We start from the raw sequence: 25,525 nt of genomic DNA, 5'->3' as shown, positions 1-25,525 counted from the left end.
CTTTCGCGAAGGCCCACGCGCGCGTTGGCGGCACCAGCCGACCCATGCGCCAGCGCCGGAAACGTATCACAATAAAGACGACGGCTACGCCGGAAGGCCGCCCGTCCTTCGTCAACGGAACATAACCACACAACCAGACGCACTGCCTGACTGCGCTTGTTATGGGAGATCCTATGCGCTTCAAACTGCTCGCAGCCGCCGTACTGTTCACGGCGCCCGCGCTCGTGCTCGCCAAACCGCTGACCGTCTGTACCGAGTCGAGCCCTGACGGCTTCGATGTCGTGCAGTTCAATTCGCTCGTCACGACCAATGCGTCGGCCGACGTGATCTTCAACTCGCTGGTCTCGTACGACGAGGCCGCGAAGAAAGTGGTGCCGGCGCTGGCCGACAAGTGGGACGTGAGCGCCGACGGCCTCACCTACACGTTCCATCTGCGTCCGAACGTGCAGTTCCAGACCACCGACTACTTCAAGCCCACCCGTGCTCTGAATGCCGACGACGTCGTCTTCACGTTCGACCGCATGCTCAACGACAGCAACCCGTGGCACAAGGTGGCGGGCGCGAGTGGCTTCCCGCATGCGCAGTCGATGGGTCTGCCGAAGCTCATCAAGTCGATCAGCAAAGTCGACGACAACACCGTCAAGTTCGAGTTGAACGCGCCCGACGCGACCTTCGTGTCGATCCTGACGATGGGTTTCGCCTCGATCTATTCGGCCGAATACGCCGACCAGTTACTCAAGGCCGGCAAGCAGGTCGATCTGAACTCGAAGCCGATCGGCACCGGTCCGTTCGAACTGAAGAGCTATACGAAAGACGCAGTGATTCGCTACGACGTGAACCCAAGCTACTGGGGCCCGAAGCCGAAGATCGACCGCCTGATCTACGCGATCACGCCGGACGCCACGGTGCGGGCGCAGAAAGTGAAGGCCGGCGAATGCCAGATCGCTTTGTCGCCGAAGCCGCAGGATCTCGCTGAAGCGAAGGGCGACAAGTCGCTCGCCATTGTGCAGACGCCCGCGTTCATGACGGCGTTCGTCGCGCTGAACACGCAGAAGAAGCCGCTCGACAACCAGAAGGTGCGCGCCGCGCTGAACATGGCGTTCGACCGCACCACGTATCTGAAAACCGTGTTCGACAACACGGCGACACCGGCCGTGAACCCGTATCCGCCGAACACGTGGAGCTACGACAAGGGCGTGAAGGGATGGCCGTACGACCCGGCGAAGGCGAAGAAGCTGCTCGCCGACGCAGGCTATCCGAACGGCTTCGAAACGACGATCTGGGTGCGGCCGAACGGCAGCGTGCTGAATCCGAATCCGAAGGCCGGCGCCGAACTGCTGCAAGCCGACTTCGCGAAGATCGGCGTGAAGGCCGACGTGAAGGTGATCGAATGGGGCGAGTTGATCAAGGAGGCCAAGCTTGGCCAGCATGATTCGCTCTTCATGGGCTGGGCCGGCGACAACGGCGATCCGGACAACTACCTGTCGCCGCTATTCAGTTGCAACGCGGTGAAGTCGGGGATCAACTTTGCGCGGTTCTGCGATCAGGATCTGGACAAATTGATCGCCGACGGCAAGGCAACGCCGGATCAGGCCAAGCGCGCGAAGGCGTATGAACAGGCGCAGCAGATCATTCACGATCAGGCACTGTGGATTCCGCTGGGGTATCCGACTGCTGCGGCGATCACGCGCACGAATGTGAGTGGTTATCACGTGAGTCCGTTTGGGCGGCAGAACTTCGGAGCGGTGTCGGTGCAGTAATCGCGTTCGCGTTTGAACCTGCGGAAGAAAGCCCGGTTGCGAAAGCACCGGGCTTTTTTATCGACACACCGCCTCGATCACGCAGGCGAAAACCGAATCACCCCATCCGCATCCTGCTTGCGCTTCAACTCCCCCGCCAGCCACAGCAGATGCAAATGCGCCAGTGCCTCACCCATCGCAAACGTCATCTGATGAATATCCAGTTGTCGCTTGAACATCAGCGGCACGATATCCGCGGCGCTCTGCGGTTTCTCCGCGCACGCCTCTCGCACTTCGGCTAGACGCGCGTCGTGATGCTCGCGCAATTGCCGGATGCGCGTGCGCACGCCGCGAAACGGCTTGCCATGCGACGGCAGCACGAGCGTGTCTTCCGGCATCGTCTCATAGCGGCCGAGCGACTCCAGATACAGCGCGAGCGGTGTGCCTTCCGGTTCCATATCGAACACCGACACGTTAGTCGAAATGCGCGGCAGCACCATGTCGCCGGAAATCAGCACGCCGGTCTCTTCGCAGAACAACGCGCAGTGCTCCGGCGAATGGCCGAAGCCAGTCACCACGTGCCACGTCTTGCCGCCGATCTTCACACCGTCGGCTTCCCGCAGACGGCGATACTGCCCCGGAATCGCCGGCACGAGGCTCGCGTAATAGCTCTTGCGATTGCGCAGTTTCTCAAGCGACTCTTCGTCGGTCACGCCGTGGCGCGCGAAGTGCCGCGCCGCGCCCTCGCCGCCCGCATTCGAACCGTCGCCGGCAGCCATCACGCGGGCCTGCATGTATTCGCCGAGCGTCATCCATAGCCGCACGTCCCAGCGCTTTTGGTCGCCGCCCGCGCAGATCCAGTGTGCGAGGCCGATGTGATCGGGATGGCAATGCGTGACGATTACGCGCAGCACCGGCAGGCCGTCGAGCACCGAGTCGAACACTTTCTCCCAGTTCTCCTTGATCGTGTCCGAGGTGATGCCGCAATCGACCACCGTCCAGCCCTGCTGGCCGTCGATTTCGTCGCGCAGCAGCCAAAGGTTGATGTGATCCAGCGCGAAAGGCAGCGGCATGCGCAGCCAGAACACGCCTGGCGCGACTTCCATCGCCTGGCCCGCGTCCGGCAAGGTGTCGCCGAACGGGTAGTCGAGTTGATGTTCGAGTGCATTCATTGTGGGTGTCTTCCTCCGTCGGCCGTCGGGCATGGCGAGGTATGCGATGCCGGTCGGCGTGGTTGCGGCGTGCGAGTGACGTACCGCCGCCGTACTGCGCCTGGTTGCGTTCAACTCAAGTTGACGATAACGTAAACGTCGATTCTATCGTTCAATCCGATTTTCTGCCCGGCCACGGAATGCCCCGATGAACACGCAATACACGATCACCGAGCTCGCGCGGGAATTCGACGTCACGCCGCGCGCCATCCGCTTCTATGAAGACCAGGGTTTACTCTCGCCGAGCCGCGAGGGATCGAGCGGCTTGCGGCGCGTCTATTCGGGCCGCGACCGAACGCGCCTGAAGCTCACGTTGCGCGGCAAACGGCTCGGCTTCACGCTGTCGGAGATTCGCGACCTGCTGGACGTGTACGAGTCGCCGACCGACACGGTGCCGCAATTGCACGCATTCCTCGCCACGGTGGCGCGTCATCGCGAAGTGCTCGAACGTCAACTGGAAGACCTGAACGCGACGCTCGAAGACCTCGCGCAATACGAAACCCAGGCGCGCGCGCTGCTGGAAAGCGGCGCGCGCGAAGCCAAGCCGGCCTGAACAATCGCGGCGCGATGCGTCGCAGGTCCACCCGAACGATACAATCACGGGTGTCTTCACGACATGAGGCGAATGCACGGTCGACATGAATCACTTCCCCAAACTGCTGTCGTCGCAGATCGGCTTTGACCTTGCGCAGACCATGCTCGAAGGATTCGACCGGCATTACCGGGTCTTTCGCGACGCCGCGATCCACGCCAAGACGCTCTTTGAGAAAGCGGACTGGCACGGTCTGCAGAAGCTCGCGCGCGATCGCATTACTTCATACGACGAGCGCGTCGACGAATGCGTCGAACTGCTCGAAGACGAATACGACGCGGAAAAAATCGACAGCGAAGTGTGGCAGCAGATCAAGCTGCATTACATTGGCCTGTTGACCACGCACCGCCAGCCGGAGTGCGCGGAAACGTTTTTCAATTCGGTGTGCTGCAAGATCCTGCACCGCTCGTACTTCAACAACGACTTCATTTTCGTGCGCCCGGCCATCTCGACCGAATACATCGAGAACGACGAGCCGGCCGCGAAGCCGACTTACCGTGCGTACTATCCTGGCAAAGACGGACTCGCGGCGACGCTCGAACGCATCGTCACCAACTTCCAGTTGGAGGCGTCGTTCGAAGACCTGACGCGCGACGTCGGCTGCGTGATGCAGACGATCCACGACGCGTTCGGCGTGTTCGACGAAGCGCCCAACTTCCAGATTCACGTGCTCTCGTCGTTGTTCTACCGGAACAAGTCGGCGTATATCGTCGGACGGATCATCAACGGCGATTTGCTGCTGCCGTTCGCCGTGCCACTGCGTCACGTGAAGCCGGGCGTGCTCGCGCTCGACACCGTGCTGCTCAAGCGTGAACAGTTGCTGATCATTTTCAGCTTTTCGCATTCGTACTTCCTGGTGGATATGGAAGTGCCGTCCGCTTACGTCGAATTTCTCGGCACCATCATGCAGGGCAAACCGAAGGCGGAAATCTATACGTCGGTGGGTTTGCAGAAGCAGGGTAAGAATCTGTTCTATCGCGACCTGCTGCACCACCTCTCGCATTCGAGCGATCAGTTCATCATCGCGCCCGGCATCAAGGGGCTCGTGATGCTGGTATTCACGTTGCCGTCGTTTCCGTACGTGTTCAAGCTGATCAAGGACAACTTCCCGCCGCCGAAAGAAACCACGCGTGCGCAGATCCAGGGCAAGTATCAGCTCGTCAAACGACACGACCGTCTGGGCCGCATGGCCGACACGCTCGAATATTCGAGCGTCGCGCTGCCCGTCTCGCGGCTCAACGAAGCGCTGATGCGTGAACTCGAAAAGGAAGTGCCTTCGCTGCTCGAATACGATGGCGACAACCTCGTGATTCGACACATGTATATCGAGCGCCGCATGGTGCCGCTCAATCTGTTTCTGCAGAACGGCAACGACGAGGACGTCGAGCACGGCATCAAGGAATACGGCAATGCGGTGAAGGAACTGATGCAGGCGAACATCTTTCCAGGCGACATGCTTTACAAGAACTTCGGCGTGACGCGTCACGGCCGCGTCGTGTTCTACGACTACGACGAAATCGAATATCTGACCGACTGCAACGTGCGCGCGGTGCCGGCGCCACGTAACGAGGAGGACGAAATGTCGGGCGAGCCGTGGTACTCGGTCGGCCCGCACGACATCTTCCCGGAAACGTACGGCACATTTCTGCTCGGCGATCCACGCGTGCGCCGTTCCTTCATGCAGCATCACGCGGACTTCTTCGATCCCGCGCTATGGCAACGGCACAAGGATCATCTATTGAAAGGCGAACTGCCCGACTTTTTCCCGTACGACGACAGCGCGCGCTTCTGTATGCGCTATCCGGAACGCTTTGCCGATGCCGCCGGCCGTGCATCGCCCGCGCCGGATGCGCCAGCCGACGCGCGCAGCGTGAGGGCCGCGTGAAGCTCATACGCCGCTCGCAGTGTTGACTGCCTCGTCCGAACCTTATGTAACGACATCGACCGGTCAATCGGTCGAGCAACCGCCCAGACGCACCATGAACACGAACGCTTCTACTCCTGACAATCCGCTCTCGCATCTGTTCGACAACAATGAAGCATGGGTCGCCCGCAAGCTGTCCGAAGACCCTGAGTATTTCTCGCGTCTCGCTCATCAACAGACGCCCGAGTATCTGTGGATCGGCTGCTCGGATTCGCGCGTGCCGGCGAACCAGATCATCGGCTTGCCGCCGGGCGAAGTGTTCGTGCACAGAAACATCGCCAATGTCGTCGTGCATACCGATCTGAACTGCCTCTCGGTGATCCAGTTCGCCGTCGATCTGCTGAAGGTCAAGCACATCATGGTGGTCGGCCACTACGGCTGCTCGGGTGTCGGCGCGGCGCTGCACGGCCGGCGCGTGGGTCTCGCGGACAACTGGCTGCATCACGTGCAGGACGTGCGCACCAAACATGCGGCGCTGATCGAGGAATGGCCGATCGGCGAGGCGCGTCACCGGCGTCTGGTCGAACTGAACGCGATCGAACAGGTGATGAACGTATGCCGCACCACCATCGTCAACGATGCGTGGGCGCGCGGCCAGGAGTTGACGGTACACGGCTGGGCGTATGGCGTGCATGACGGCAAGGTGCGCAATCTCGGCATGACGATCGGCGAGCCGGGCGCGCTCGATGCAACCTATCAGAAGTGCGTTGCGGCGGTGTCGGCCAGCGGCGCACATCAGGCAGAGAACGACGTGGTCGCCGCCGATGCGGCTCAGCTCGGCGACGTGCCGGCTATCGTCGAAGGCGTAATCAAGGAGCTTAAACATGAGTGAGACAAAGATTGATCCGATCGTCATCGTGGGCGTGGCCCGCACGCCGATGGCGGCATTTCAAGGCGACTTCGCCGCGCTGACGGCGCCGCAATTGGGCTCCGCGGCGATCCAGGCGGCCGTGCAGCGCGCGGGTCTGAAACCCGAACAGATCGACGAAGTGGTGATGGGCTGCGTATTGCCCGCCGGTCTCGGTCAGGCACCGGCGCGTCAGGCCGCGCTCGGCGCCGGCTTACCGCTCGCCACCGGCAGCACCACGGTGAACAAGATGTGCGGCTCCGGCATGCGCGCGGCGATGTTCGCGCACGACATGCTCGCGGCGGGCTCCGTCGACGTGATCGTCGCGGGCGGCATGGAAAGCATGACGAACGCGCCGTACCTGCTGCCCAAAGCGCGGAGCGGCATGCGCATGGGCCACAGTCAGGTGATCGACCACATGTTCTACGACGGCCTCGAAGACGCCTACGAAAAAGGCCGTCTGATGGGCACCTTCGCTGAAGAATGCGCGGCCTCGTTCGACTTCACGCGCGAGGCGCAGGACGCGTTCGCCGTCGAGTCGCTCAACCGTGCGAAGCGCGCCAACGAAGACGGTTCGTTCGCCTGGGAAATCGCTCCGGTGAAGGTGGAGAGCCGCAAGGGCGATGTCACCATCGATCGCGATGAGCAGCCGTTCAAAGCGAACCTCGAAAAAATTCCGACGCTCAAACCCGCGTTCAGCAAAACCGGCACGGTGACGGCAGCGAACTCGTCGTCGATTTCCGATGGCGCGGCCGCGCTCGTCATGATGCGCGAGTCGACGGCAAAGCGTCTGGGCGTCGAACCGATTGCCCGCGTGGTCGGCCACTCGACCTTCGCGCAGGAACCGGCGAAGTTCACCACCGCGCCGGTCGGCGCGATTCGCAAGCTGTTCGAGAAGAACGGCTGGCGCGCGGACGAAGTCGATCTGTATGAGGTCAACGAAGCATTCGCCGTCGTGACGATGGCGGCCATGAAGGAACACCATCTGCCGCACGAGAAGGTCAACGTGAACGGCGGCGCCTGTGCGCTCGGCCATCCGATCGGCGCGTCGGGCGCGCGGATTCTTGTCACGCTGATCGGCGCACTGAAGAAGCGGGGGCTGAAGCGCGGCGTCGCGACGCTGTGCATCGGCGGCGGCGAAGCGACGGCGATGGGTATCGAACTGGTTTAACCCGCGTTTTCACGGCGCTCTGTTTTTGACGGCTTGAGGTATTCGATGAAGACAGTGTTGATCGTCGGTGCGTCGCGCGGCATCGGCCAGGAGTTTGTACGGCAGTACAAAAAGAGCGGTTGGCGCGTGCTCGCCACTGCGCGCGACGGCGCCGCGCTCGACGCGTTGAACGCACTCGGCGCCGAAACTTTTTCGCTCGACGTGAGCGCGCCCGAGGAAGTCGCCGCGCTCGGCTGGAAGCTCGACGGTGAACGGCTCGATGCGGCGATCCTGGTGTCGGGCGTGTACGGCCCGCGCACGGAAGGCATCGAGACGATCACCGCCGACGACTTCGACCACGTCATGCACACCAACGTGCGCGGGCCGATGCAGTTGATGCCGATCCTGCTGCCGCTCGTCGAAGAGGCCGGCGGCGTGTTCGCGGTGATCTCGAGCAAGATGGGCAGCATCGGCGACGCGAGCGGCACGACAGGGTGGCTGTATCGTGCGAGCAAGGCGGCGTTGAACGACGCGCTGAAACTCGCGTCGCTGGAGGCAAAACGCGCCGCGTGCGTTTCATTGCATCCGGGCTGGGTGCGCACCGACATGGGCGGCGCGCAGGCGGCGATCGATCCGGCGCGCAGCGTCACCGGCATGCGGGAGGTGCTGGCGCAGGCCGCGGCCGCGCACGACGAGTTTAATGGCCGCTTCTATCAATACGACGGCACGCTGCTCGACTGGTAAGCAGTTGTGTTGCATGGGACCAGAGTAAGCGCTAAAGCGCTAACTCCGATCGACACAGGAGACGCACTCATGGTGCTTGATCAGGATCACTTGATGGTCCGCGATGCGCTGCGCACCTTCGTGCGCGAAGCGATCACGCCGCATGCGGCAGCGTGGGACCGCGAGCGTACTTTTCCGCAGGATGTGCATCGGCAACTCGCCGAACTCGGCGCGTACGGCGTGCTGGTGCCGGAAGCATACGGCGGCGCCGGCATGGACGCGCTGGCGCTCGCGCTGATTCTCGAAGAGATCGCTGCCGGCGACGGCGGCACCTCGACGGCCATCTCCGTCAACAACTGCCCGGTGTGCAGCATTCTGCTGACCTATGGCAACGACGCGCAGAAACGCGACTGGCTGACGCCGCTAGCGCGCGGCGAAATGCTCGGCGCGTTTTGCCTGACTGAACCGCAGGCGGGTTCCGACGCATCCGCGTTGCGCACCACCGCCACACGCGACGGCGATGCGTATGTGCTGAACGGCGTCAAACAGTTCATCACGAGCGGCAAGAACGGCAACGTCGCGATCGTGATGGCCGTGACCGACAAAGCCGCGGGCAAGCGCGGCATCAGCGCGTTCGTCGTGCCCACCGACACAAAGGGTTACGTTGTCGCACGAGTGGAAGACAAGCTCGGCCAGCATTCGTCGGATACGGCGCAGATCATTTTCGAGGACTGCCGCGTGCCGGCCGCGAATCTGATCGGTGCGGAAGGCGAAGGCTACCGGATCGCGTTGTCGGGGCTCGAAGGCGGCCGCATCGGTATCGCAGCGCAAAGTGTCGGCATGGCGCGCGCCGCGTTCGAGGCGGCGCTGAGTTATGCGAAGGAGCGCGAGAGCTTCGGTGCGCCGCTCTTTTCGCACCAGGCCGTGCAATTCCGCCTCGCCGACATGGCGACGCAACTCGAAGCCGCGCGCCAGTTGATCTGGCACGCCGCGTCGTTGAAGGATGCCGGCCAACCGTGCCTGACCGAAGCCGCGATGGCCAAGTTGTTCGCCTCCGAAGCCGCCGAGCGCATCTGTTCGGCCGCCTTACAGATTCATGGCGGCTATGGCTATCTGAGCGACTTCCCGGTCGAGCGCATTTACCGCGACGTGCGCGTGTGCCAGATCTACGAAGGCACCAGCGACATCCAGAAAATCCTGATCGCGCGCGGTCTTGGCTGAAAGTCTGATGAATAAGCAACTGTTCTCAATGCAACGACCGTCCGACTGTCCCTGCGGCGGCGCCGCGCCCGATCAGCGCAGCGGTGCCAAGGCGCCGCGCTTCGCGCAGTGCTGCGGCCGCTATATCGACGGCGGCGAAGCAGCGCCACGGGCGCTTGAATTGATGCGTTCGCGCTATAGCGCGTATGTTGTGGGTGCAACGGACTACCTGCGAACGACGTGGACACCGCAAACCTGCCCCGCCGATCTCGACGTGGACATCACCGCACCCGACGCGCCGCGTTGGCTCGGACTGCAAATCAAGGCATTCGCTGAAACCGACGCCGATCACGCGACGGTCGAATTCGTCGCACGTTATAAGGTGGGCGGGCGAGCGAATCGGCTTCACGAGCTGAGCCGCTTCGTTCGCGCCGATGACGGCCGCTGGCGCTACGTCGACGGCGACGTCCGCGAATAAAGTCCCTTTCTGCCCCTTACAAAACGCCGCAGCACCCGTACGCCGCGCTCGCATATGGCCCTGATAGCAGGGCCAATTTTTTGTTGGCTCGATGCCACAAGACCCGCGCCGCGCCTGATTGCTTCGTTGCGCCAAACACTGGCGAGGCCTGCATGCAGTGGTTTGAGGCGACTAATCAGCACGCCGCAATTGTTGAGTCGCGGGTTCTCCTTGATTGCACAAAACAAAATTGTCGTGCCAGGATGAGGCTGTAGCTCCATGACGTCACGTTGCGAGAGCCGGTCCATACCAACTCCGCAAAATGCGCAGGAAGCCCTGCCGGGCACCAGACAGTGTGGTTCCGGCGGCGGTTTCAGGCAGCAGACGTGACGCTCATCATCGGCGCGTGGGGTCGCGTCGGCCGTTTGGGTTCATCCCGTGCGATCTCGATTAGCGTGCGTGCGCCTCTGGCGCACTCCGTACGCGAGTGTGTTTTTGTTTGTCGAAAACCTGCCCGAAAGGCAAATGTCAGCAATGACTTCCGATAGACAGGCACCACGGTGTTCAGGGCAGCTTTTTGAGGCAGGTACGTGAATGGTGTTCAGCAAGGTTCTGACGAAGTGTGCGGTGATCTGTGCAGCGGCTACATGCGCTGTCGCACTCGCGCACGCCGACCCGCTCGCGGACACCCAGGCGGGACCGTTGACCCGCGCGCACGTGCCGCGCATCGCGCTCGACGACGACGTCTATCTGCCCTCAGCAGGTCTGAACGAACAGATCATCCGCGTACCGATTGACGCAGCCGGCACGGCCAGCCTCGAAACGACGATCTACAAACCGGACGGCGCAGGCCCGTTTCCGATGATCGTTTTCAACCACGGCAAGATCCCCGGCGATCCGCACACGCAGGAACGCAGCGACCCGCTGCCGTTCGCGCGCGAATTCGTGCGCCGCGGCTACGTGGTGGTGGCGCCGAACCGCCAGGGTTTCGGCCATTCGGACGGCACGTATCAGCAGGACGGCTGCGACGTCGAAAAGAACGGCGTCGGCCAGGCCGGCGACGTGGCTGCGACAGTCGACTTCATGTCGAAGCAGCCTTACGTGGACGCCACGCATATCGTCGTGGCCGGTACCTCGCACGGCGGTCTTGCGACGATGGCCTACGGCGCGCAGGCTGTGCCGGGCGTGCGGGCGCTGATCAATTTTTCGGGCGGCTTGCGGCAGGACGCGTGCAGCGACTGGCAGGGCAACCTGACGCGTGCATTCGGCGCGTATGGCGAGAAGACCAAGGTGCCGTCGCTGTGGATGTACGGCGATAACGATTCGGTCTGGAACGCGCCGTTGGTGGCGGGCATGTACGCCGCGTATGGCGCGCACGGCGCGAGCGCGAAGATGGTGGATTTCGGCAACTACAAGAATGACGCGCACCGTCTGGTCGGCGACCGCGACGGCGTGCATGTCTGGTGGCCGACTGTCGAGGCGTTCCTGGCGCAAGTGGGCATGCCGACTGGTGTGCAGTATCGCGTGTCGGATCCGTCCATGCCTAAGGCTAGCGGGTTTGCTGCTGTCGATGCTGTTGACGCCGTGCCGTTTGTCGATGAAGCCGGACGTAATGGATATCGGAATTTCTTGCATCAGTTTCCTAGCCGGGCGTTTGCTGTTTCTGACTCAGGGGCTTGGTCCTGGGCTGAAGGTGGTGATGATCCGATGTCGGTCGCGGTCTCGAATTGTCAGAAGCAGAGTTCGGCGCCTTGCCGGTTGTATGCGGTGAATAATGCGGTTGTTTGGGGAGATCAGTCTTCGCAGACGGCTGATGGTGGGTCTTCTGGCGGCGGCGCCGATGCGCGGCGGGCTATTGCTAGTCGGGAATAGGGGTTAAGGGCTTTTGCCTGCTCGGCTTGTGGTGGTTGGTTGTCGTTCTCTGCGGTGTTGGCCTTTCCTTGCGTTGTTAGTGGTCTATTAGCGTCGCCCCTGTGCGGGGCAGGCACCTACTTTCTTTGCCGCGGCAAAGAAAGTAGGCAAAGAAAGCCGCTTCACACCGCCAGCTTATAAGCGGGTCCCCTGGCTTGGAGGGGGCAGTGGTGCATCTGGAATCTGTGCCCTCGCACATTCAACCCCAGTGACACAGCCGTCATTCTTGCGGCGGCGCTGCGCGCGCCGTCGCGGTGCTTCATCAAACGGTCGGGTGGCTCTTGCGCCAACAGTACTTTTGACTGGCCGCCCGTTTCTGCGCGTCGACGATCTTCGCGTCACCCACCTTCAATGTAGCAGCGCACTGCTCAAACCCGTGGCGGTTTTCTGCGTCTGCAATACTTGTCCGAGCGCTAGTGTTTCGTTGTGCCGGCGACATTTATCACGCCGTCAGCTGTTTCTTGCGCCGGCAATCCTCATCAGGCTGCCCACTGTTTCTTGAGACAACAGTCTTCTTGAATGCGGGCTCGTTCACCGGCGCACGTCCCAAACCACTCTCCCCTTCGGCGCCACGCCGAGGCGAAGCCGACGGCCCCCACGGAACATAACTAAAGCATCTGGTTTTAAGCACACCGTTCCGGCGAGTGCGCAGCGCGAGGCGGGAAGTATGACGGCTGTGTCACCAGCGCGGCATTTGCGAGAACACAGATTCCAGATGCACCACTACCGCGACTGCGCGAGGGACCCGCCTATAAGCTGGCGGTGTAAAGCGGCTTTCTTTGCCTACTTTCTTTGCCGCGGCAAAGAAAGTAGGTGCCCGCCCCGCACAGGGGCGACGCTAATAGACCACTAACAACGCAAGGAAAGGCCAACACCACCGAGAGCACAACCCAAATTCCAGCCAGTAAGTCGCAACAACTTTGCCGTCGTCAACTCCGCCGATCAGCGAGCTTCGCACAGAAACAGAAACCACCTGCCCCAAACATCGCCAAACCCCAGCGCCGCAGGCAAAAACGCCCATCGAACCCCTAGTGCACAGCACGAAATAAACCGCTAATCTCGACCCCGCGAGCCCGTCAAGGGCCGCGTACAGCGCAGGAACACGATGCGCATCACGCTCGAAAAGGCCCCAAAAAAGCCACGCCGCGCATCGGCAAAAAAGCACCTCTGGAGTACCCCTTTGGACAACCCAGCACCACCGTCAGCAGCCCCCGAAGACTGGATCGCCCGCAGCCTCCGCGCCGTCTGGCACCCCTGCACGCAGATGAAGCACCACGAACGCCTGCCGCTCGTGCCCGTCGCGCGCGGCCAGGGTGCGTGGCTCTACGACCGCGCCGGTCATCGTTATCTGGATGCCATCAGCTCCTGGTGGGTCAACCTGTTCGGTCACGCCAACCCGCGCATCAACGCGGCGCTGAAAGACCAGCTCGACACGCTCGAACACGCCATGCTCGCCGGCTGCACGCACGAACCGGCCATCGAACTCGCGGAGCGGCTCAGCGCGCTCACGAACAACACGCTAGGTCACGCGTTCTTCGCGTCAGATGGCGCATCCGCCGTCGAAATCGCGTTGAAGATGAGTTTCCACTCGTGGCGCAATCGCGGTTTCGCCGACAAGCAGGAATTCGTCTGCATCGCCAACAGCTATCACGGCGAAACCATCGGAGCCCTCGGCGTCACCGATGTCGCGCTCTTCAAGGACGCCTACGATCCGCTGATCCGCCACGCGCACGTCGTGGCATCGCCTGACGCGCGCCTCGCGCAAGCCGACGAAACCGCCGCCGATGTCGCCCGCCGCGCGCTCGATCACGTTCGCTCGCTGTTCGAAGCGCGTGCCTCGAAAATCGCCGCGTTGATCGTTGAGCCGCTGGTGCAGTGCGCGGCCGGCATGACCATGCACGACGCGTCGTATATCGCGGGATTGCGCGCCTTGTGCGACCAGTACGGCGTGCATCTGATCGCCGACGAAATCGCCGTCGGCTGCGGACGCACCGGCAGCTTCTTCGCTTGCGAACAGGCCGGCATCTGGCCGGACTTCCTCTGTCTGTCGAAAGGCATCAGCGGCGGCTATCTGCCGCTCTCGATCGTGCTGTCGCGCGACGAGATCTTCGCGGCCTTCTATCACGACGACACCGCGCGCGGCTTCCTGCACTCGCATTCGTACACCGGCAATCCGCTCGCCTGCCGCGCGGCGCTCGCCACGCTCGATCTGTTCGCGAGCGACAACGTGCTCGCCGTCAACGCGCAAAAATCCGCGAAGCTGAAGTCCGCGCTCGCGCCGCTCGCGGAGCACGAGCAAGTCCGCAATCTGCGTCAGTGCGGCACGATCTTCGCGTTTGACGCCGTGATCGACGATGCTCAGCAAGCCAAAACATTCTCGCGCCGCTTCTTCGAAAACGCGTTACAGCGCGAACTGCTGCTGCGCCCGATTTCGACCACGGTATATCTGATGCCCCCTTATATCCTCGACGACGAAGAACTCGCGCTGCTCGCCTCGCGCACGCGCGAAACCTTCGAAGCCACGCTCGCAGAGACCCGCTAATGCATCTGCTCGACACACTCACCGAAGGCCTGAAGGACATCGACGCGCGGGGCCTGCGCCGTCGCCGCCGCACCGCCGACACGCCGTGCGCGGCACACATGACCGTCGATGGCCGCGAGATCATCGGCTTCGCCAGCAACGACTATCTCGGCCTCGCCGCGCATCCGCTGCTCATCGCGGCGATCGCTGAAGGCGCGCAGCGCTATGGCGCGGGCAGCGGCGGCTCGCATCTGCTCGGCGGCCACTCGCGCGCGCATGCGCAACTCGAAGACGATCTCGCGGAATTCGCGGGCGGCTTCGTCGACAACGCGCGCGCGCTCTACTTCAGCACCGGCTACATGGCGAATCTCGCCACGCTCACCGCGCTCGCGGGCCGCGACACGACGCTCTTCTCCGATGCGCTGAATCACGCGTCGCTGATCGACGGCGCGCGCCTGTCCCGCGCCGACGTGCAAATCTATCCGCACTGCGATACCGAAGCGCTGAGGGCGATGCTCGAAGCCTCGGAGGCCGACGTCAAGGTGATCGTCTCCGATACCGTCTTCAGCATGGACGGCGATATCGCGCCGTTGCCGCGTCTGTTGGAACTCGCGGAACAGCACGGCGCCTGGCTGATCGTCGACGACGCGCACGGTTTCGGGGTGCTCGGCCCGCAAGGCCGCGGCGCGATCGCGCAAGCCGCGCTGCGTTCGCCGAACCTCATTTCGATCGGCACGCTCGGCAAGGCGGCCGGCGTCTCCGGCGCGTTCGTCACGGCGCATGAGACGGTGATCGAGTGGCTCGTGCAGCGCGCGCGTCCGTACATCTTCACCACGGCATCGGTGCCGGCTGCGGCGCACGCGGTGTCGGCAAGCCTGCGCATCATCGGTGGCGAGGAAGGCGACGCACGGCGCGCGCATCTTCAGCAACTGATCGAACGCACGCGCGCCATGCTGAAGGCCACACCGTGGCTTCCGGTCGACTCGCATACCGCCGTGCAGCCGCTCATCATCGGCGCGAACGAAGCCACGCTCGACATCGCGGCCACGCTCGACCGCGCGGGTCTGTGGGTGCCGGCGATCCGTCCGCCGACCGTGCCCGCCGGCACGTCGCGCTTGCGTATTTCGCTGTCGGCCGCGCACTCGCAAGCGGACCTCGACCGGCTCGAAGCCGGCTTGCAGCAACTCGGAGCGAAAGCGGCATGAGTAGCGCAGTTCAACACGCACTGTCCTTATTCGTCACCGGCACCGATACGGAAATCGGCAAGACGTTCGTCTCGACGGCGCTGTTGCGCGGCTTCGTCCGCGAAGGCCTGCAAGCCGCCGCGATGAAGCCGATCGCCGCCGGCGCATTCGAACTGAACGGCGTGCTGCATAACGAAGACGCGGATCAACTCGACGCCGCCTCGAACGTGCTGCTGCCGCCCGCAATGCGCACGCCGTATCTGCTGAAGGAACCGGCCGCGCCGCACATCGCGGCCGCGCTGGAAAACGTCACATTTGATCTCGACCATATCGTCGATTGTCACGCGCAGGCTCTAACGCGCGCGGAGATCGTGGTCGTGGAAGGCGTCGGCGGCTTTCGTGTGCCGTTGACAGCGACGCAGGACACCGCCGATCTCGCCGTCGCGTTGAAGCTGCCGGTCGTGCTGGTGGTCGGCATGCGGCTCGGCTGCATCAGCCATGCGTTGCTGACCGCCGAGGCGATCGCCGCGCGCGGGCTCACGCTCGCCGGCTGGGTCGCGAATCGCATCGATCCGGACATGACGTTCCCCGACGAAAACATCGCGTCGATCCGCGAGCACCTGGCACGTGAATACGACGCGCCGTTGCTCGGCATCGTGCCGAATCTGAATCCAGCGTCGCCCGAACTTGCGGCGGACCAACTCGACATCAACCGGCTTTTGCAGACGCTGCGGCACACGCAATCGCATACGCAGCGCTGAAAAACTCACATATCCCTCCATGAGGATTGACGACATGACGCAACTGAACATCGCTCCCACGCCCGCCGACACGGCCTCGGCCAACAACTCTGCCAATGCGGCGGCAACGAAGCAGGTCGCGCGCTGGCGCGTCGCCGACATCGTCGCGTTGTACGAACTGCCGTTCAACGATCTGATGTTCAAGGCACAGCAAACGCATCGCGAGCATTTCGACGCAAACACCGTGCAATTGTCCACGCTGTTGTCGATCAAGACCGGCGGCTGCGAAGAGGATTGCGCGTACTGTCCGCAGTCGGTGCATCACGACACGGGTCTGCAAGCCGACAAGCTGATGCCGGTCGACGAAGTGCTCGCCGCCGCCAAGGTCGCCAAGGAAAACGGCGCGACGCGTTTCTGCATGGGCGCGGCGTGGCGCAATCCGAAAGACCGTCACCTCGAACCGATCAAGGACATGATTCGCGGCGTGAAGGCCATGGGTCTGGAAACCTGCGTGACGCTCGGCATGCTCGAAACGCATCAGGCGCAAGGACTGCGCGAAGCGGGCCTCGACTACTACAACCACAATCTCGATACGTCGCCGGAGTTCTACGGACAGATCATTTCGACGCGCACGTATCAGGACCGCCTCGACACGCTCGAACGCGTGCGCGACGCGGGCATCAACGTGTGCTGCGGCGGGATTGTCGGCCTGGGTGAATCGCGCCGTGAGCGCGCCGGTCTAATCGCGCAACTGGCGAACATGGAGCCGTATCCGGAATCGGTGCCTATCAACAATCTGGTGCAGGTGGAAGGCACGCCGCTGACTGGCACCGAAGCGATCGACCCGTTCGAATTCGTGCGTACGATCGCGATCGCGCGCATCACCATGCCGCGCGCGATGGTGCGTCTGTCGGCCGGCCGCGAGCAGATGAACGAAGCGTTGCAGGCCATGTGCTTCCTCGCCGGCGCGAATTCGATCTTCTACGGCGATCAGTTGCTGACTACCAGCAACCCGCAAGCGGAAGCGGACCGCAAACTGCTCGAACGTCTCGGCATTCGCGCCGAGGCCGCGCAACAGATGCCGCTCGATCAAAGCGGCTGCGAGCATGGCTGCGATAAGCACGCTGCGCCGAACTGAGCGTATGCATCGCGTGAGTTAGTGCACGCGCGATAAAAAAGGCTGCCTCGTTTTTCGAGGCAGCCTTTTTGCTGACTTACGCGGCAGAAAATTTACTTCTTATCCACGATGATCTGATCGAACGTCCCGCCATCGGAGAAATGCGTTTGCTGCGCTTTCTGCCAGCTACCGAACATCTCTTCCACGGTGAACGTCTTGATCGGCTTGAACTCCGCCGCGTGCTTCGCGAGCACGGTCTTGTCACGCGGCCGCAGATGATGCTGCGCGATGATGTCCTGCGCGGCCGGCGACCACAGATAGTCGAGATACGCCTGCGCTTCCTTGCGCGTGCCACGCTTGTCGACCACTTTGTCGACGATCGACACCGGCGGCGCCGCCAGCAAACTCACCGACGGATACACCGCCTCGAAATTGCCTCCGCCCACGCCCGTGTCCATCAGCGCGACTTCGTTTTCGAACGTCACCAGCACGTCGCCGATGCCGCGTTGCGTAAACGTGGTGGTCGCGCCGCGGCCGCCCGTGTCGAGCACCGGCACGTTCTTGAAGATCTCTTTTTCGAAGTCGAGCGCCTGCGCATCGGTGCCGCCGTGCTGCTTGCGATAACCCCATGCGGCCAGATACGCGTAGCGTCCGTTACCCGAAGTCTTCGGATTCGCGATGATCACCTGCACGCCCGGCTTGGCGAGATCGTCCCAGTCCTTGATGTGCTTCGGATTGCCCTTGCGTACCAGGAACACCATCGTCGTGGTGTACGGCGCGCTGTCGTCCGGCAGACGCGCGCGCCAGTTGGCCGGCACCAGTTGACCTTTCTCGGCGAGCAGGTCGATGTCGTTCGGCTGGTTCATCGTCACCACGTCGGCCTGCAGGCCTTGCAGCACCGACAGCGCCTGGGCGCTCGACGCGCCGTGCGACTGGCGGATAGACACGGTCTCGCCGCTCTTCTGCTTGTACGCCGCGATAAAGCCGGCGTTGATGTCCTTGTACAACTCGCGCGTCACGTCGTACGACACGTTGAGCAACGACGCATCCGCGTGCGCCGTCGACATGCCCGCCAGCGCGAGCGTGATTGCCGTCGTGCCGGCTGCCAGCCAGCGCGATGTCCCCGTCTTGCCTGCCATCTTGTCCCCGCCTATCGATGATGAAAACCAGTGGCCACACGAACGTGCAGCGTGAAGCGGGATTCTAACGGATCGCTTACTTGGCCAGTGGCCCGTTCGCGCGCCACTCGATGCGCGAACGACGGCCCTGACCACTCATACGAACGCGTGCTGTACGGCCTCGAACGACTCCTCGCGAAAACGCAGCGGCGCCGCGCAGTGCACCAGCGTATCGACGAAATATTTGGCGCGCGGCCACGGACCGAAGCCGGCCGCGGTGTTGATATGCCCCGCGTCCCCGAGATTGACGAACGCGCTGCCGAAACGCTGCGCGAGATCGCGCGAACCGGCAAGCGGCATCCACGGATCGGTTTCGCTGCCGATCAGAATCGAGGGCACGCCGAGACGCCGCGCGTCGAACGCTCCCGCGAAGGCGAATTTCTGCGGACTCGCGGGCGCCACGAACAGCACACCGACCACGTCGTTCGCATACGAGGCCTGCTGCAACGCATACGCGGTCGCGAGGCAGCCGAAGCTATGCGCGGCCAGCACGAACGGCCCGCGCTCGCGCGCCAGCAGATCGCGCAACGATTTCGACCACAGCGCGAGGTCCGGCGCGTCCCAGTCGGCTTGCTCGACGCGCAGCGAGCGCGCGAACTGCCGCTCCAGCCAGGTCTGCCAGTGCGCGCCCTCGCTGCCGTGCAGACCGGGAACGGTGACGAGCCGCGGCGGCCATGTCGATTTGGTGCATGAAAGCATGTGTGTGCCTCGCTGCGGGAATCCGGGTAGTGATTGTCCCGCCGCGTGCCGCAAGGGCGAACCAAGTTTTTGTGCTTTGTTTATCGGACAACGGTGCGGGCAAATGCGCAGGTAAACGCACCGCCGATAGGGGCCGCGCGGCGGAAAGCTCACCGCCGACCCGCACGCCCGTACGCAAACGCGCGCGATTCGCGTCGAAAAAGTAGAATGAAGCCTATCCATAAAAGGAGGAGGCCTCATGCCGCAAGCGTCGTCCGCCACGCCGCAGCCGTCGCGCCGGTCATGCCGTGGCTTCTTCGTCTCCAGACCCGATCTCGCAGGCGCCTTCCGGACCGTATGAAAATCCTCTTCTACATGCCGCATGCCGACGCCGCCGCGTGGCTGCACGACTTCGCCCGCGCCCTGCCGGACGCCGATCTGCGTGAATGGCAGCCGGGCGACACCGCGCCGGCCGATTTCGCGGTCGTGTGGCGTCCGCCGCGCGAGATGCTGGCCGGCCGCGACGATCTGCGCGCGATCTTCAATCTCGGCGCGGGCGTCGACGCAATCCTCGCGCTCGAACACGAGCAGCCCGGCACCTTGCCGCGTAACGCCCAGTTGATCCGTCTCGAAGACACCGGCATGGCGCTGCAAATGGCCGAGTATGTGACGCACGCGGTGCTGCGCTATCTGCGCCGTTTCGACGAGTATCAGACGCTGCAAGACGAGCGCCGCTGGGAAGTACTCGAGCCGCATCCGCGTGACACCTTCACGGTTGGCGTGCTGGGACTCGGCGTGCTCGGCGCGCATGTCGCACAAACGCTCGCGGTGTTCGGCATGCCGGTGCGTGGCTACAGCCGCAGCCCGCGGCAGATCGACGGCATCACGACATTCGCCGGTGATGCTCAATTCGACGCGTTTCTCGACGGCGTGAAAGTGCTGGTGAATCTGCTGCCGCATACTCCGGATACCGGCGACGTGCTGAACGCGCGCACCTTCGCGAAGCTGGCGCACGGCGCGTATCTGATCAACGTGGCGCGCGGCGCCCATCTGGTCGAACAGGATTTGCTCGACGCACTCGCGAGCGGACAGCTCACCGCCGCCACGCTCGACGTGTTCCGCGAGGAACCGTTGCCACCGGATCATCTGTTCTGGCAGGAGCCGCGCATCACGATCACGCCGCATGTGTCCGCGCTGACGTTGCGCGAAGAAAGCGTGACCCAGGTCGCGCTGAAGATCGCCGCGCTCGTGCGCGGCGACAGGATCAGCGGCGTGGTGAATATCGAACGCGGATACTGAACCCATCGAATCCCATTGAAGGAGCGCCGCCCCGCGCTCGGCAACAAGTTGCATGGGACCAGAGTAAGTGCTAAAGCGCCAACTCTGATCGACAAAGGAGACACATCATGGCCCTACCCCAGCAAGTGAAAATCGTCGAAGTCGGTCCGCGTGACGGACTTCAGAACGAAAAAGATTTCGTGTCCACCGCGACCAAGATCGAGTTGATCAACCGTTTGTCGGCGGCGGGCTTCTGTAACGTCGAGGCCGCTTCGTTCGTGTCGCCGAAATGGGTGCCGCAGATGGCCGACGGCGCCGACGTCATGGCCGGTATCCAACGACGCCCGGGAACGATCTACTCGGTGCTGACGCCGAATCTGCGCGGCTTCGAGGGCGCGCTCGCCGCGCGTGCCGACGAGATCGTGATTTTCGGCGCCGCCAGCGAAGCGTTTTCGCAGAAGAACATCAACTGCAGCATCGCGGAAAGCATCGATCGATTCGCGCCTGTCGCGCAGGCGGCGAAGGAACATGGCCTGCGGATTCGCGGCAGCGTGTCGTGCGCGCTGGGCTGTCCGTATCAGGGCGAAGTGCCGGTGGCATCGGTGGTGGATGTGGTCCAGCGCTTCGCGGCGCTCGGCTGCGACGAGATCGATATCGCCGATACGATCGGCGTCGGCACACCGAAGCGCACGCGCGAAGTGTTCGAGGCGGTCACGCAGGTATTTCCGCGCGAGCGTCTATCCGGCCACTTCCACGACACCTATGGCCAGGCGCTCGCCAACATCTACGCGGCGTTGCAGGAAGGTATCGAGATTTATCACGCGTCGGTGGCGGGCCTCGGCGGCTGTCCGTATGCGAAGGGCGCGACCGGCAACGTCGCAACCGAAGACGTGTTGTATCTGATGAACGGCCTCGGTATCGAGACCGGCATCGACCTCGCGCAAGTCGTGGCGATCGGCGATTTCATCTCGACGTCGATCGGCCGGCCCAATGTTTCGCGCGCCGGTAAAGCGCTGCTCGCCAAAGCGCGCAGCGAAGCGGCCAATTGCGTTTGATGGCAACTCGACGCGGCCGCTCACCACTCACGCAATCAATCAGGACCTGAAACGATGACGGACCACGCTTCTCTCGAATCCGACGATCTCACCGCGCTGCCCGACTCGGCACGCCGCGTCGCGCTGCTGTTGCGCGAACGCGGTCACGCGGGCCGGATCGTGATGCTGCCGGAAACAGGCAAGACTTCCGCCGAAGCCGCGGCGGGCCTCGGCTGCTCGGTCGCGCAGATCGCCAAGTCGATCCTGTTTCGCCGCCGTGAGGACGACGCGCCGGTATTGGTGATCGCGAGCGGCGCGAATCGCGTCGACGAAAAGAAAGTCGCCGCACAAGTTGGCGATATTGGTCGTGCGGACGCGAAGTTCGTCCGCGAAAAAACCGGCTATGCGATCGGCGGTGTCTGCCCGATCGGTCATGCGACCGAGCCGGTCACGCTGATCGATGCCGATCTGCTCGAACTCGACAGTCTGTGGGCCGCCGCGGGTCATCCTCATGCGGTGTTCAATCTGACGGCGCAGGAACTGATTGCGCTGACGGGCGCGCCGGTGATCGACGTGGCGCTGCGCGAGACGGCGTGACGCGATGACGATGATGACAGCGGGCCTCGATAACGAAGATCAGCACGCCGTGCCGTCGCCTTGCATCAACGTGTGCAGGATGGATGCGTCGACCGGATGGTGCGAAGGATGCCTGCGCACCATCGACGAAATCGCCGGCTGGTCGTTGTTCGACGACGAAGCGAAGCGCGCGGTGTGGGACGCGATCGAGGTTCGCCACGCGGAGTTCATCGCGAGCCAGCCGAAGGTGCGACGATGAACGCCGCACCGCGCATCGTCACGGTTGGCGAAACGTTCAGTTCGACGCTGGCGCTGTCGGCGGAGTCGGTGAAATCGTTCGCCGCGCTCGTCAACGACTACAACCCGCTGCATCACGACGAAGCGTATGCCGCGCAAAGCCGCTTCGGCGGCCTGATCGCGTCCGGCACGCAACCGACCGCGCATTTCATGGCGCTGCTGGCAACGCACTATTCGACCTACGCGCAACCGCTCGGCCTCGAGTTCGATATCAAGCTCAAGAAAGCCGTCCATGCGAACGACACGCTCACCATCACGTGGCGCGTGAAGCATGCTTACTGGAAGCCGAGCCTGAACGGCGATCTGACGCATCTCGAAGGCTCGGTCGTGAATCAGCGTGGCGAGACCATGTTGATCGGTTCGTCGACGATTCTCGTGATGCCGAAACCCGAAGCGTCCGCGAAGGCAGACGCTAACGCTAACGCAATGCCCAATTCGCCATGATCACGCTGCCGGAATCGATTCGGGTTTTCGAACGCGGCTGGCTCTCGTCGAACAACGTGCTGCTGATGGACGACGCCTGCGCCGCGCTGGTCGATACGGGCTATGCCACGCACGCACCGCAAACGCTCGCCCTCGTGCGGCAAGCGCTCGGCGCGCGGCCGCTCGATCTGATCGTCAACACGCATCTGCATTCGGACCATTGCGGCGGCAATGCGCTATTGCAGGCGACGTGGCCGTGCCGCACCGTCATTCCCGCCTCGGAAGCCGGCGCCGTGCGCGACTGGGACGAAACGCGCCTGACGTTTCGCGCCACCGGCCAGACCTGCGAGCGCTTCACCTTCACCGGAACGATTGCGCCCGGCGCGCGCTCGCGGCTCGGCGCGCTCGATTGGGATGTGCTCGGCGCGCCCGGCCACGATCCGCATTCGCTAATGCTCTACTGCGCGGACGAACGCATCCTGATCAGCGCGGACGCGCTGTGGGAAAACGGCTTCGGCGTGATCTTTCCCGAACTGGAAGGCGAAAGCGGTTTCGCCGAGGAGCAGGCGGTGCTGGAAGCCATTGCGAGGCTCGCCGTGCGCCTCGTGATCCCCGGTCATGGCTCACCCTTCACGAATGTCGACCAGGCGCTTGAACGCGCGTTTTCGCGTGTTGCGTGGCTACGCGCCGATCCCGCACGCAATGCCAAGAATGCGCTGAAGGTGCTGATCGTGTTCAAGCTGCTCGAAGTCCGCGCGATGCGCTTCGACACCTTGCTGCACATGCTCGACGACGCCAGCGTGATGGGCGCCGCCGCGTCGATGCTCAAGCCGCGTGGCGAATGGCCCGCGTTGCTGAAAGAGATCGTCGAGGAGCTGGCGGCCAGGAATGGGCCGCTGGAAGTGGATGGTGCGCGCATCGTCGCGCGCGCCGCCTGACGCGCCGCCGCTACCGTCGCTACAAAAAGAAAGCCGCTCGACCCTTGCAGGCGAGCGGCGGAAATTCTGTCGGACGTGATCAGCGTCAAGACGCATGATACGCGCGCCTGTTTTTTGACCGCATCGGTGATTTCCCTACAGAAGTTTGACGCCCGCTTTCAAAGCCGCCTACAACACGTCACGTTACGAGGCCCCGTAGTTGCGTATCTTTCGAATCATTAGTCCACAGATATGAGTAATTTGCGCATCCGGTTACTCTGGAATCCGTAGCATTGTCACTCATCGCAACAGCATAACGCCCGTCAGGTCGACGACAGGCGCTTTTGCGGCACGATCCGCCAGCCGAGATTGACGCCGGCCGCCGCCACCAGAATCAGCACCGCCCCCAGCACCTGAATCCACGCGAGCGTTTGCCCGAACGCAACCCGGTCGACGATGATCGCCACCACCGGATAGATGAACGAGAGCGCGCCCGTCATCGAAGTCGGCAGCTTCTGGATCGCGCCGTAGAGCAGCACGTACATGAGGCCGGTATTGACGACGCCGAGCACGACCAGTTCGAGCCACTGCACGCCGCTTGTGGGCAACGCATCGAAGCGCACGAACGGCGCGAGCATCAGCACGCCGAGCGACACCTGGATCAGCGCGATCAGATGGGGGGGCGTGCCCTTAAGCCGCTTCGTAATGATCGACGACACCGCGTACATCGCCGCCGCGCCCACCGCGTATGCGACGCCGACCAGATATTGCCCCGGCACCGCCAGCACCGCCGGCTCGACCTTCACGACGAACACGAGGCCGATGAACGCGACTACCAGCCACAGCACCGTCGAGGCGCTGATGCGCTCGCGAAACACCAGCGCGCCGAGCGCCACCAGCATGAACGGCTGCGTGTTATAGACCGCCGTCGCCATCGAGATCGAGGCGCGCGAATACGCGGCGAACAGCAACACCCAATTGATGACGATCGCCGCGCCGCCGAGCAACGCGAGGCCGAGCATCTTCCACGAGAAGAGCTTGCGCTGAAACAGCCCAAGTAAGGCGCACACGAGCGCGAGCGTCGCGCCGCCGAAAATGCAGCGGAAGAACACGACATTGAACGGGCTTTGCTGCGACGACACCACCAGCCAGCCGATGGTGCCGGACATCAGCATCGCCATGGTCATTTCCGCGGCTCCGCGGCGGATTTCATTTGACGCCATGATTCGATCCTCGAATTGATTCCTGCATGACGAGCAGTGTAATTAATCCGATCGTCCGAATACATGGCTAAACTTAAGCGTTCTCGCGATGCGACCTAATAATCGAAGGCCGTGATGACCAAACGCCTTACTCCTCCGACGCCCGCCCTGCTCGACGATACGGACCGGGCACTCCTCGCCGCGCTCGCGGAAGACGCCCGTCAGCCGGTCAGCGAGCTAGCGCGTCAGGTCGGCCTGTCGGCGCCAAGTACGGCGGAGCGCGTGCGCAGGCTCGAAGCGCAAGGCGTGATCGAGCGCTTCACGGTGCAGATCGATCCGCGCGCGCTCGGCTACACGCTGCAGGCCGTCGTGCGCGTGAAGCCGTTGCCCGGCCAGTTGCATCTGGTGGAAGAGGTGATCCGGCGGATTCCGGAGTTCGTCGAATGCGACAAGGTGACAGGCGACGATTGCTTCATCTGCCGCCTGTATCTCCATTCGATCGAGCAGCTCGACGAGATTCTGTCGAAAGTCACCGAGCGCGCTGAGACCAGCACCGCGATCGTCAAGTCGACGCCAGTCGCGCGCCGCTTGCCGCCGCTCGGTTGAGCGAGGCGCGGGCGCGGCGT

The 25,525-nt window shown here is 63.1% G+C and carries 24 protein-coding genes; 20 read left to right on the top strand and 4 right to left on the bottom strand.

What is annotated here, in order from left to right; all coding sequences use genetic code 11:
* Positions 1-173 precede the first annotated feature (173 nt).
* Positions 174-1,760 (top strand): ABC transporter substrate-binding protein, encoded by a 1,587-nt coding sequence (locus tag HF916_RS29050; protein WP_168792360.1) that lies wholly within the window; start codon positions 174-176, stop codon positions 1,758-1,760.
* Positions 1,761-1,837: 77 nt separating this feature from the next.
* Here HF916_RS29050 and HF916_RS29045 read toward each other — a convergent pair whose 3' ends face one another.
* Positions 1,838-2,911, bottom strand: coding sequence for an MBL fold metallo-hydrolase (locus tag HF916_RS29045; protein WP_168792359.1), 1,074 nt, complete (start codon positions 2,909-2,911; stop codon positions 1,838-1,840).
* 187 nt (positions 2,912-3,098) lie between these two features.
* Between HF916_RS29045 and HF916_RS29040 the strand changes: the two genes are divergently transcribed.
* From HF916_RS29040 to bioB, 12 genes are all read left to right on the top strand, one after another.
* Positions 3,099-3,503 carry a MerR family transcriptional regulator gene (locus tag HF916_RS29040; RefSeq protein ID WP_168792358.1) on the top strand — a complete coding sequence of 135 codons (405 nt, stop codon included), beginning with the start codon at positions 3,099-3,101 and terminating at the stop codon, positions 3,501-3,503.
* Positions 3,504-3,588: 85 nt separating this feature from the next.
* Entirely contained in the window at positions 3,589-5,427 is a 1,839-nt protein-coding gene (aceK, locus tag HF916_RS29035) for a bifunctional isocitrate dehydrogenase kinase/phosphatase (protein WP_168792357.1), read from the top strand.
* Positions 5,428-5,521: 94 nt separating this feature from the next.
* Positions 5,522-6,298 (top strand): carbonate dehydratase, encoded by a 777-nt coding sequence (gene can, locus HF916_RS29030; RefSeq protein ID WP_168792356.1) that lies wholly within the window; start codon positions 5,522-5,524, stop codon positions 6,296-6,298.
* A complete protein-coding gene (locus HF916_RS29025; RefSeq protein ID WP_168792355.1) occupies positions 6,291-7,484 on the top strand; it encodes an acetyl-CoA C-acetyltransferase in 1,194 nt (397 codons plus the stop codon). The genes can and HF916_RS29025 overlap by 8 nt, the downstream gene beginning before the upstream one ends.
* Positions 7,485-7,529: 45 nt before the next feature.
* Positions 7,530-8,207 (top strand): SDR family oxidoreductase, encoded by a 678-nt coding sequence (locus HF916_RS29020; protein WP_168792354.1) that lies wholly within the window; start codon positions 7,530-7,532, stop codon positions 8,205-8,207.
* Between the two features lie 69 nt (positions 8,208-8,276).
* Positions 8,277-9,407, top strand: coding sequence for an acyl-CoA dehydrogenase family protein (locus HF916_RS29015; RefSeq protein WP_168792353.1), 1,131 nt, complete (start codon positions 8,277-8,279; stop codon positions 9,405-9,407).
* 7 nt (positions 9,408-9,414) lie between these two features.
* Positions 9,415-9,864, top strand: a complete 450-nt coding sequence (locus HF916_RS29010; protein ID WP_168792352.1) for a YchJ family protein — start codon at positions 9,415-9,417, stop codon at positions 9,862-9,864.
* A gap of 573 nt (positions 9,865-10,437) precedes the next feature.
* The gene (locus HF916_RS29005) at positions 10,438-11,715 is read left to right on the top strand and encodes a dienelactone hydrolase family protein (RefSeq protein ID WP_168792351.1); all 1,278 of its coding nucleotides are present in this window, start codon (positions 10,438-10,440) and stop codon (positions 11,713-11,715) included.
* Between the two features lie 1,219 nt (positions 11,716-12,934).
* A complete protein-coding gene (gene bioA, locus HF916_RS29000) occupies positions 12,935-14,296 on the top strand; it encodes an adenosylmethionine--8-amino-7-oxononanoate transaminase (RefSeq protein WP_168792350.1) in 1,362 nt (453 codons plus the stop codon).
* Positions 14,296-15,480: an 8-amino-7-oxononanoate synthase gene (gene bioF, locus HF916_RS28995; RefSeq protein WP_168792349.1), complete on the top strand. Its 1,185-nt coding sequence runs from the start codon at positions 14,296-14,298 to the stop codon at positions 15,478-15,480. Before bioA ends, bioF begins: the two co-directional genes overlap by 1 nt.
* Positions 15,477-16,220 carry a dethiobiotin synthase gene (gene bioD / locus HF916_RS28990; protein WP_168792348.1) on the top strand — a complete coding sequence of 248 codons (744 nt, stop codon included), beginning with the start codon at positions 15,477-15,479 and terminating at the stop codon, positions 16,218-16,220. The genes bioF and bioD overlap by 4 nt, the downstream gene beginning before the upstream one ends.
* A 34-nt stretch (positions 16,221-16,254) precedes the next feature.
* The gene (gene bioB, locus HF916_RS28985) at positions 16,255-17,337 is read left to right on the top strand and encodes a biotin synthase BioB (protein WP_168792347.1); all 1,083 of its coding nucleotides are present in this window, start codon (positions 16,255-16,257) and stop codon (positions 17,335-17,337) included.
* Positions 17,338-17,429: 92 nt separating this feature from the next.
* Here bioB and HF916_RS28980 read toward each other — a convergent pair whose 3' ends face one another.
* Both HF916_RS28980 and HF916_RS28975 read right to left on the bottom strand, forming a co-directional pair.
* Positions 17,430-18,455 carry a sulfate ABC transporter substrate-binding protein gene (locus HF916_RS28980; RefSeq protein WP_168792346.1) on the bottom strand — a complete coding sequence of 342 codons (1,026 nt, stop codon included), beginning with the start codon at positions 18,453-18,455 and terminating at the stop codon, positions 17,430-17,432.
* Between the two features lie 135 nt (positions 18,456-18,590).
* The gene (locus tag HF916_RS28975) at positions 18,591-19,193 is read right to left on the bottom strand and encodes an RBBP9/YdeN family alpha/beta hydrolase (RefSeq protein ID WP_168792345.1); all 603 of its coding nucleotides are present in this window, start codon (positions 19,191-19,193) and stop codon (positions 18,591-18,593) included.
* 336 nt (positions 19,194-19,529) lie between these two features.
* Here HF916_RS28975 and HF916_RS28970 point away from each other — a divergent pair, with 336 nt between their 5' ends.
* The 6 genes from HF916_RS28970 (at position 19,530) to HF916_RS28945 (ending at position 23,718) form a co-directional block, all read left to right on the top strand.
* Positions 19,530-20,471 carry a 2-hydroxyacid dehydrogenase gene (locus HF916_RS28970; protein ID WP_168792344.1) on the top strand — a complete coding sequence of 314 codons (942 nt, stop codon included), beginning with the start codon at positions 19,530-19,532 and terminating at the stop codon, positions 20,469-20,471.
* Between the two features lie 107 nt (positions 20,472-20,578).
* Complete coding sequence (locus HF916_RS28965; protein ID WP_168792343.1) at positions 20,579-21,505, top strand: hydroxymethylglutaryl-CoA lyase; 927 nt, start codon at positions 20,579-20,581, stop codon at positions 21,503-21,505.
* Between the two features lie 54 nt (positions 21,506-21,559).
* Entirely contained in the window at positions 21,560-22,081 is a 522-nt protein-coding gene (locus HF916_RS28960) for a YbaK/EbsC family protein (RefSeq protein ID WP_168792342.1), read from the top strand.
* 13 nt (positions 22,082-22,094) lie between these two features.
* Positions 22,095-22,319 carry a DUF1289 domain-containing protein gene (locus HF916_RS28955; protein WP_168795689.1) on the top strand — a complete coding sequence of 75 codons (225 nt, stop codon included), beginning with the start codon at positions 22,095-22,097 and terminating at the stop codon, positions 22,317-22,319.
* Entirely contained in the window at positions 22,316-22,801 is a 486-nt protein-coding gene (locus tag HF916_RS28950) for a MaoC family dehydratase (RefSeq protein ID WP_168792341.1), read from the top strand. Before HF916_RS28955 ends, HF916_RS28950 begins: the two co-directional genes overlap by 4 nt.
* Complete coding sequence (locus tag HF916_RS28945) at positions 22,798-23,718, top strand: MBL fold metallo-hydrolase (RefSeq protein WP_168792340.1); 921 nt, start codon at positions 22,798-22,800, stop codon at positions 23,716-23,718. Before HF916_RS28950 ends, HF916_RS28945 begins: the two co-directional genes overlap by 4 nt.
* A 302-nt stretch (positions 23,719-24,020) precedes the next feature.
* On the opposite strand, the gene HF916_RS28940 is transcribed toward HF916_RS28945, so the two are convergent.
* A complete protein-coding gene (locus HF916_RS28940; RefSeq protein WP_168792339.1) occupies positions 24,021-24,920 on the bottom strand; it encodes a DMT family transporter in 900 nt (299 codons plus the stop codon).
* A 114-nt stretch (positions 24,921-25,034) separates the two neighbouring features.
* Here HF916_RS28940 and HF916_RS28935 point away from each other — a divergent pair, with 114 nt between their 5' ends.
* Entirely contained in the window at positions 25,035-25,505 is a 471-nt protein-coding gene (locus tag HF916_RS28935) for an Lrp/AsnC family transcriptional regulator (RefSeq protein WP_132376280.1), read from the top strand.
* Positions 25,506-25,525: the final 20 nt, after the last annotated feature.

The sequence above is a fragment of the Paraburkholderia aromaticivorans genome, assembly GCF_012689525.1.
GTDB classification, from domain to species: Bacteria; Pseudomonadota; Gammaproteobacteria; order Burkholderiales; family Burkholderiaceae; genus Paraburkholderia; species Paraburkholderia aromaticivorans_A.
This window is presented reverse-complemented; position numbering and strand designations above follow the sequence as displayed.

Bases quoted from the DNA above. Each gene is read 5' to 3' on its own strand.
- HF916_RS29050 (WP_168792360.1), top strand. From the start codon at position 174: ATGCGCTTCAAACTGCTCGCAGCCGCCGTACTGTTCACGGCGCCCGCG.
- HF916_RS29045 (WP_168792359.1), bottom strand. From the start codon at position 2,911: ATGAATGCACTCGAACATCAACTCGACTACCCGTTCGGCGACACCTTG.
- HF916_RS29040 (WP_168792358.1), top strand. From the start codon at position 3,099: ATGAACACGCAATACACGATCACCGAGCTCGCGCGGGAATTCGACGTC.
- aceK (WP_168792357.1), top strand. From the start codon at position 3,589: ATGAATCACTTCCCCAAACTGCTGTCGTCGCAGATCGGCTTTGACCTT.
- can (WP_168792356.1), top strand. From the start codon at position 5,522: ATGAACACGAACGCTTCTACTCCTGACAATCCGCTCTCGCATCTGTTC.
- HF916_RS29025 (WP_168792355.1), top strand. From the start codon at position 6,291: ATGAGTGAGACAAAGATTGATCCGATCGTCATCGTGGGCGTGGCCCGC.
- HF916_RS29020 (WP_168792354.1), top strand. From the start codon at position 7,530: ATGAAGACAGTGTTGATCGTCGGTGCGTCGCGCGGCATCGGCCAGGAG.
- HF916_RS29015 (WP_168792353.1), top strand. From the start codon at position 8,277: ATGGTGCTTGATCAGGATCACTTGATGGTCCGCGATGCGCTGCGCACC.
- HF916_RS29010 (WP_168792352.1), top strand. From the start codon at position 9,415: ATGAATAAGCAACTGTTCTCAATGCAACGACCGTCCGACTGTCCCTGC.
- HF916_RS29005 (WP_168792351.1), top strand. From the start codon at position 10,438: ATGGTGTTCAGCAAGGTTCTGACGAAGTGTGCGGTGATCTGTGCAGCG.
- bioF (WP_168792349.1), top strand. From the start codon at position 14,296: ATGCATCTGCTCGACACACTCACCGAAGGCCTGAAGGACATCGACGCG.
- bioD (WP_168792348.1), top strand. From the start codon at position 15,477: ATGAGTAGCGCAGTTCAACACGCACTGTCCTTATTCGTCACCGGCACC.
- bioB (WP_168792347.1), top strand. From the start codon at position 16,255: ATGACGCAACTGAACATCGCTCCCACGCCCGCCGACACGGCCTCGGCC.
- HF916_RS28980 (WP_168792346.1), bottom strand. From the start codon at position 18,455: ATGGCAGGCAAGACGGGGACATCGCGCTGGCTGGCAGCCGGCACGACG.
- HF916_RS28975 (WP_168792345.1), bottom strand. From the start codon at position 19,193: ATGCTTTCATGCACCAAATCGACATGGCCGCCGCGGCTCGTCACCGTT.
- HF916_RS28970 (WP_168792344.1), top strand. From the start codon at position 19,530: ATGAAAATCCTCTTCTACATGCCGCATGCCGACGCCGCCGCGTGGCTG.
- HF916_RS28965 (WP_168792343.1), top strand. From the start codon at position 20,579: ATGGCCCTACCCCAGCAAGTGAAAATCGTCGAAGTCGGTCCGCGTGAC.
- HF916_RS28960 (WP_168792342.1), top strand. From the start codon at position 21,560: ATGACGGACCACGCTTCTCTCGAATCCGACGATCTCACCGCGCTGCCC.
- HF916_RS28955 (WP_168795689.1), top strand. From the start codon at position 22,095: ATGACAGCGGGCCTCGATAACGAAGATCAGCACGCCGTGCCGTCGCCT.
- HF916_RS28950 (WP_168792341.1), top strand. From the start codon at position 22,316: ATGAACGCCGCACCGCGCATCGTCACGGTTGGCGAAACGTTCAGTTCG.
- HF916_RS28945 (WP_168792340.1), top strand. From the start codon at position 22,798: ATGATCACGCTGCCGGAATCGATTCGGGTTTTCGAACGCGGCTGGCTC.
- HF916_RS28940 (WP_168792339.1), bottom strand. From the start codon at position 24,920: ATGGCGTCAAATGAAATCCGCCGCGGAGCCGCGGAAATGACCATGGCG.
- HF916_RS28935 (WP_132376280.1), top strand. From the start codon at position 25,035: ATGACCAAACGCCTTACTCCTCCGACGCCCGCCCTGCTCGACGATACG.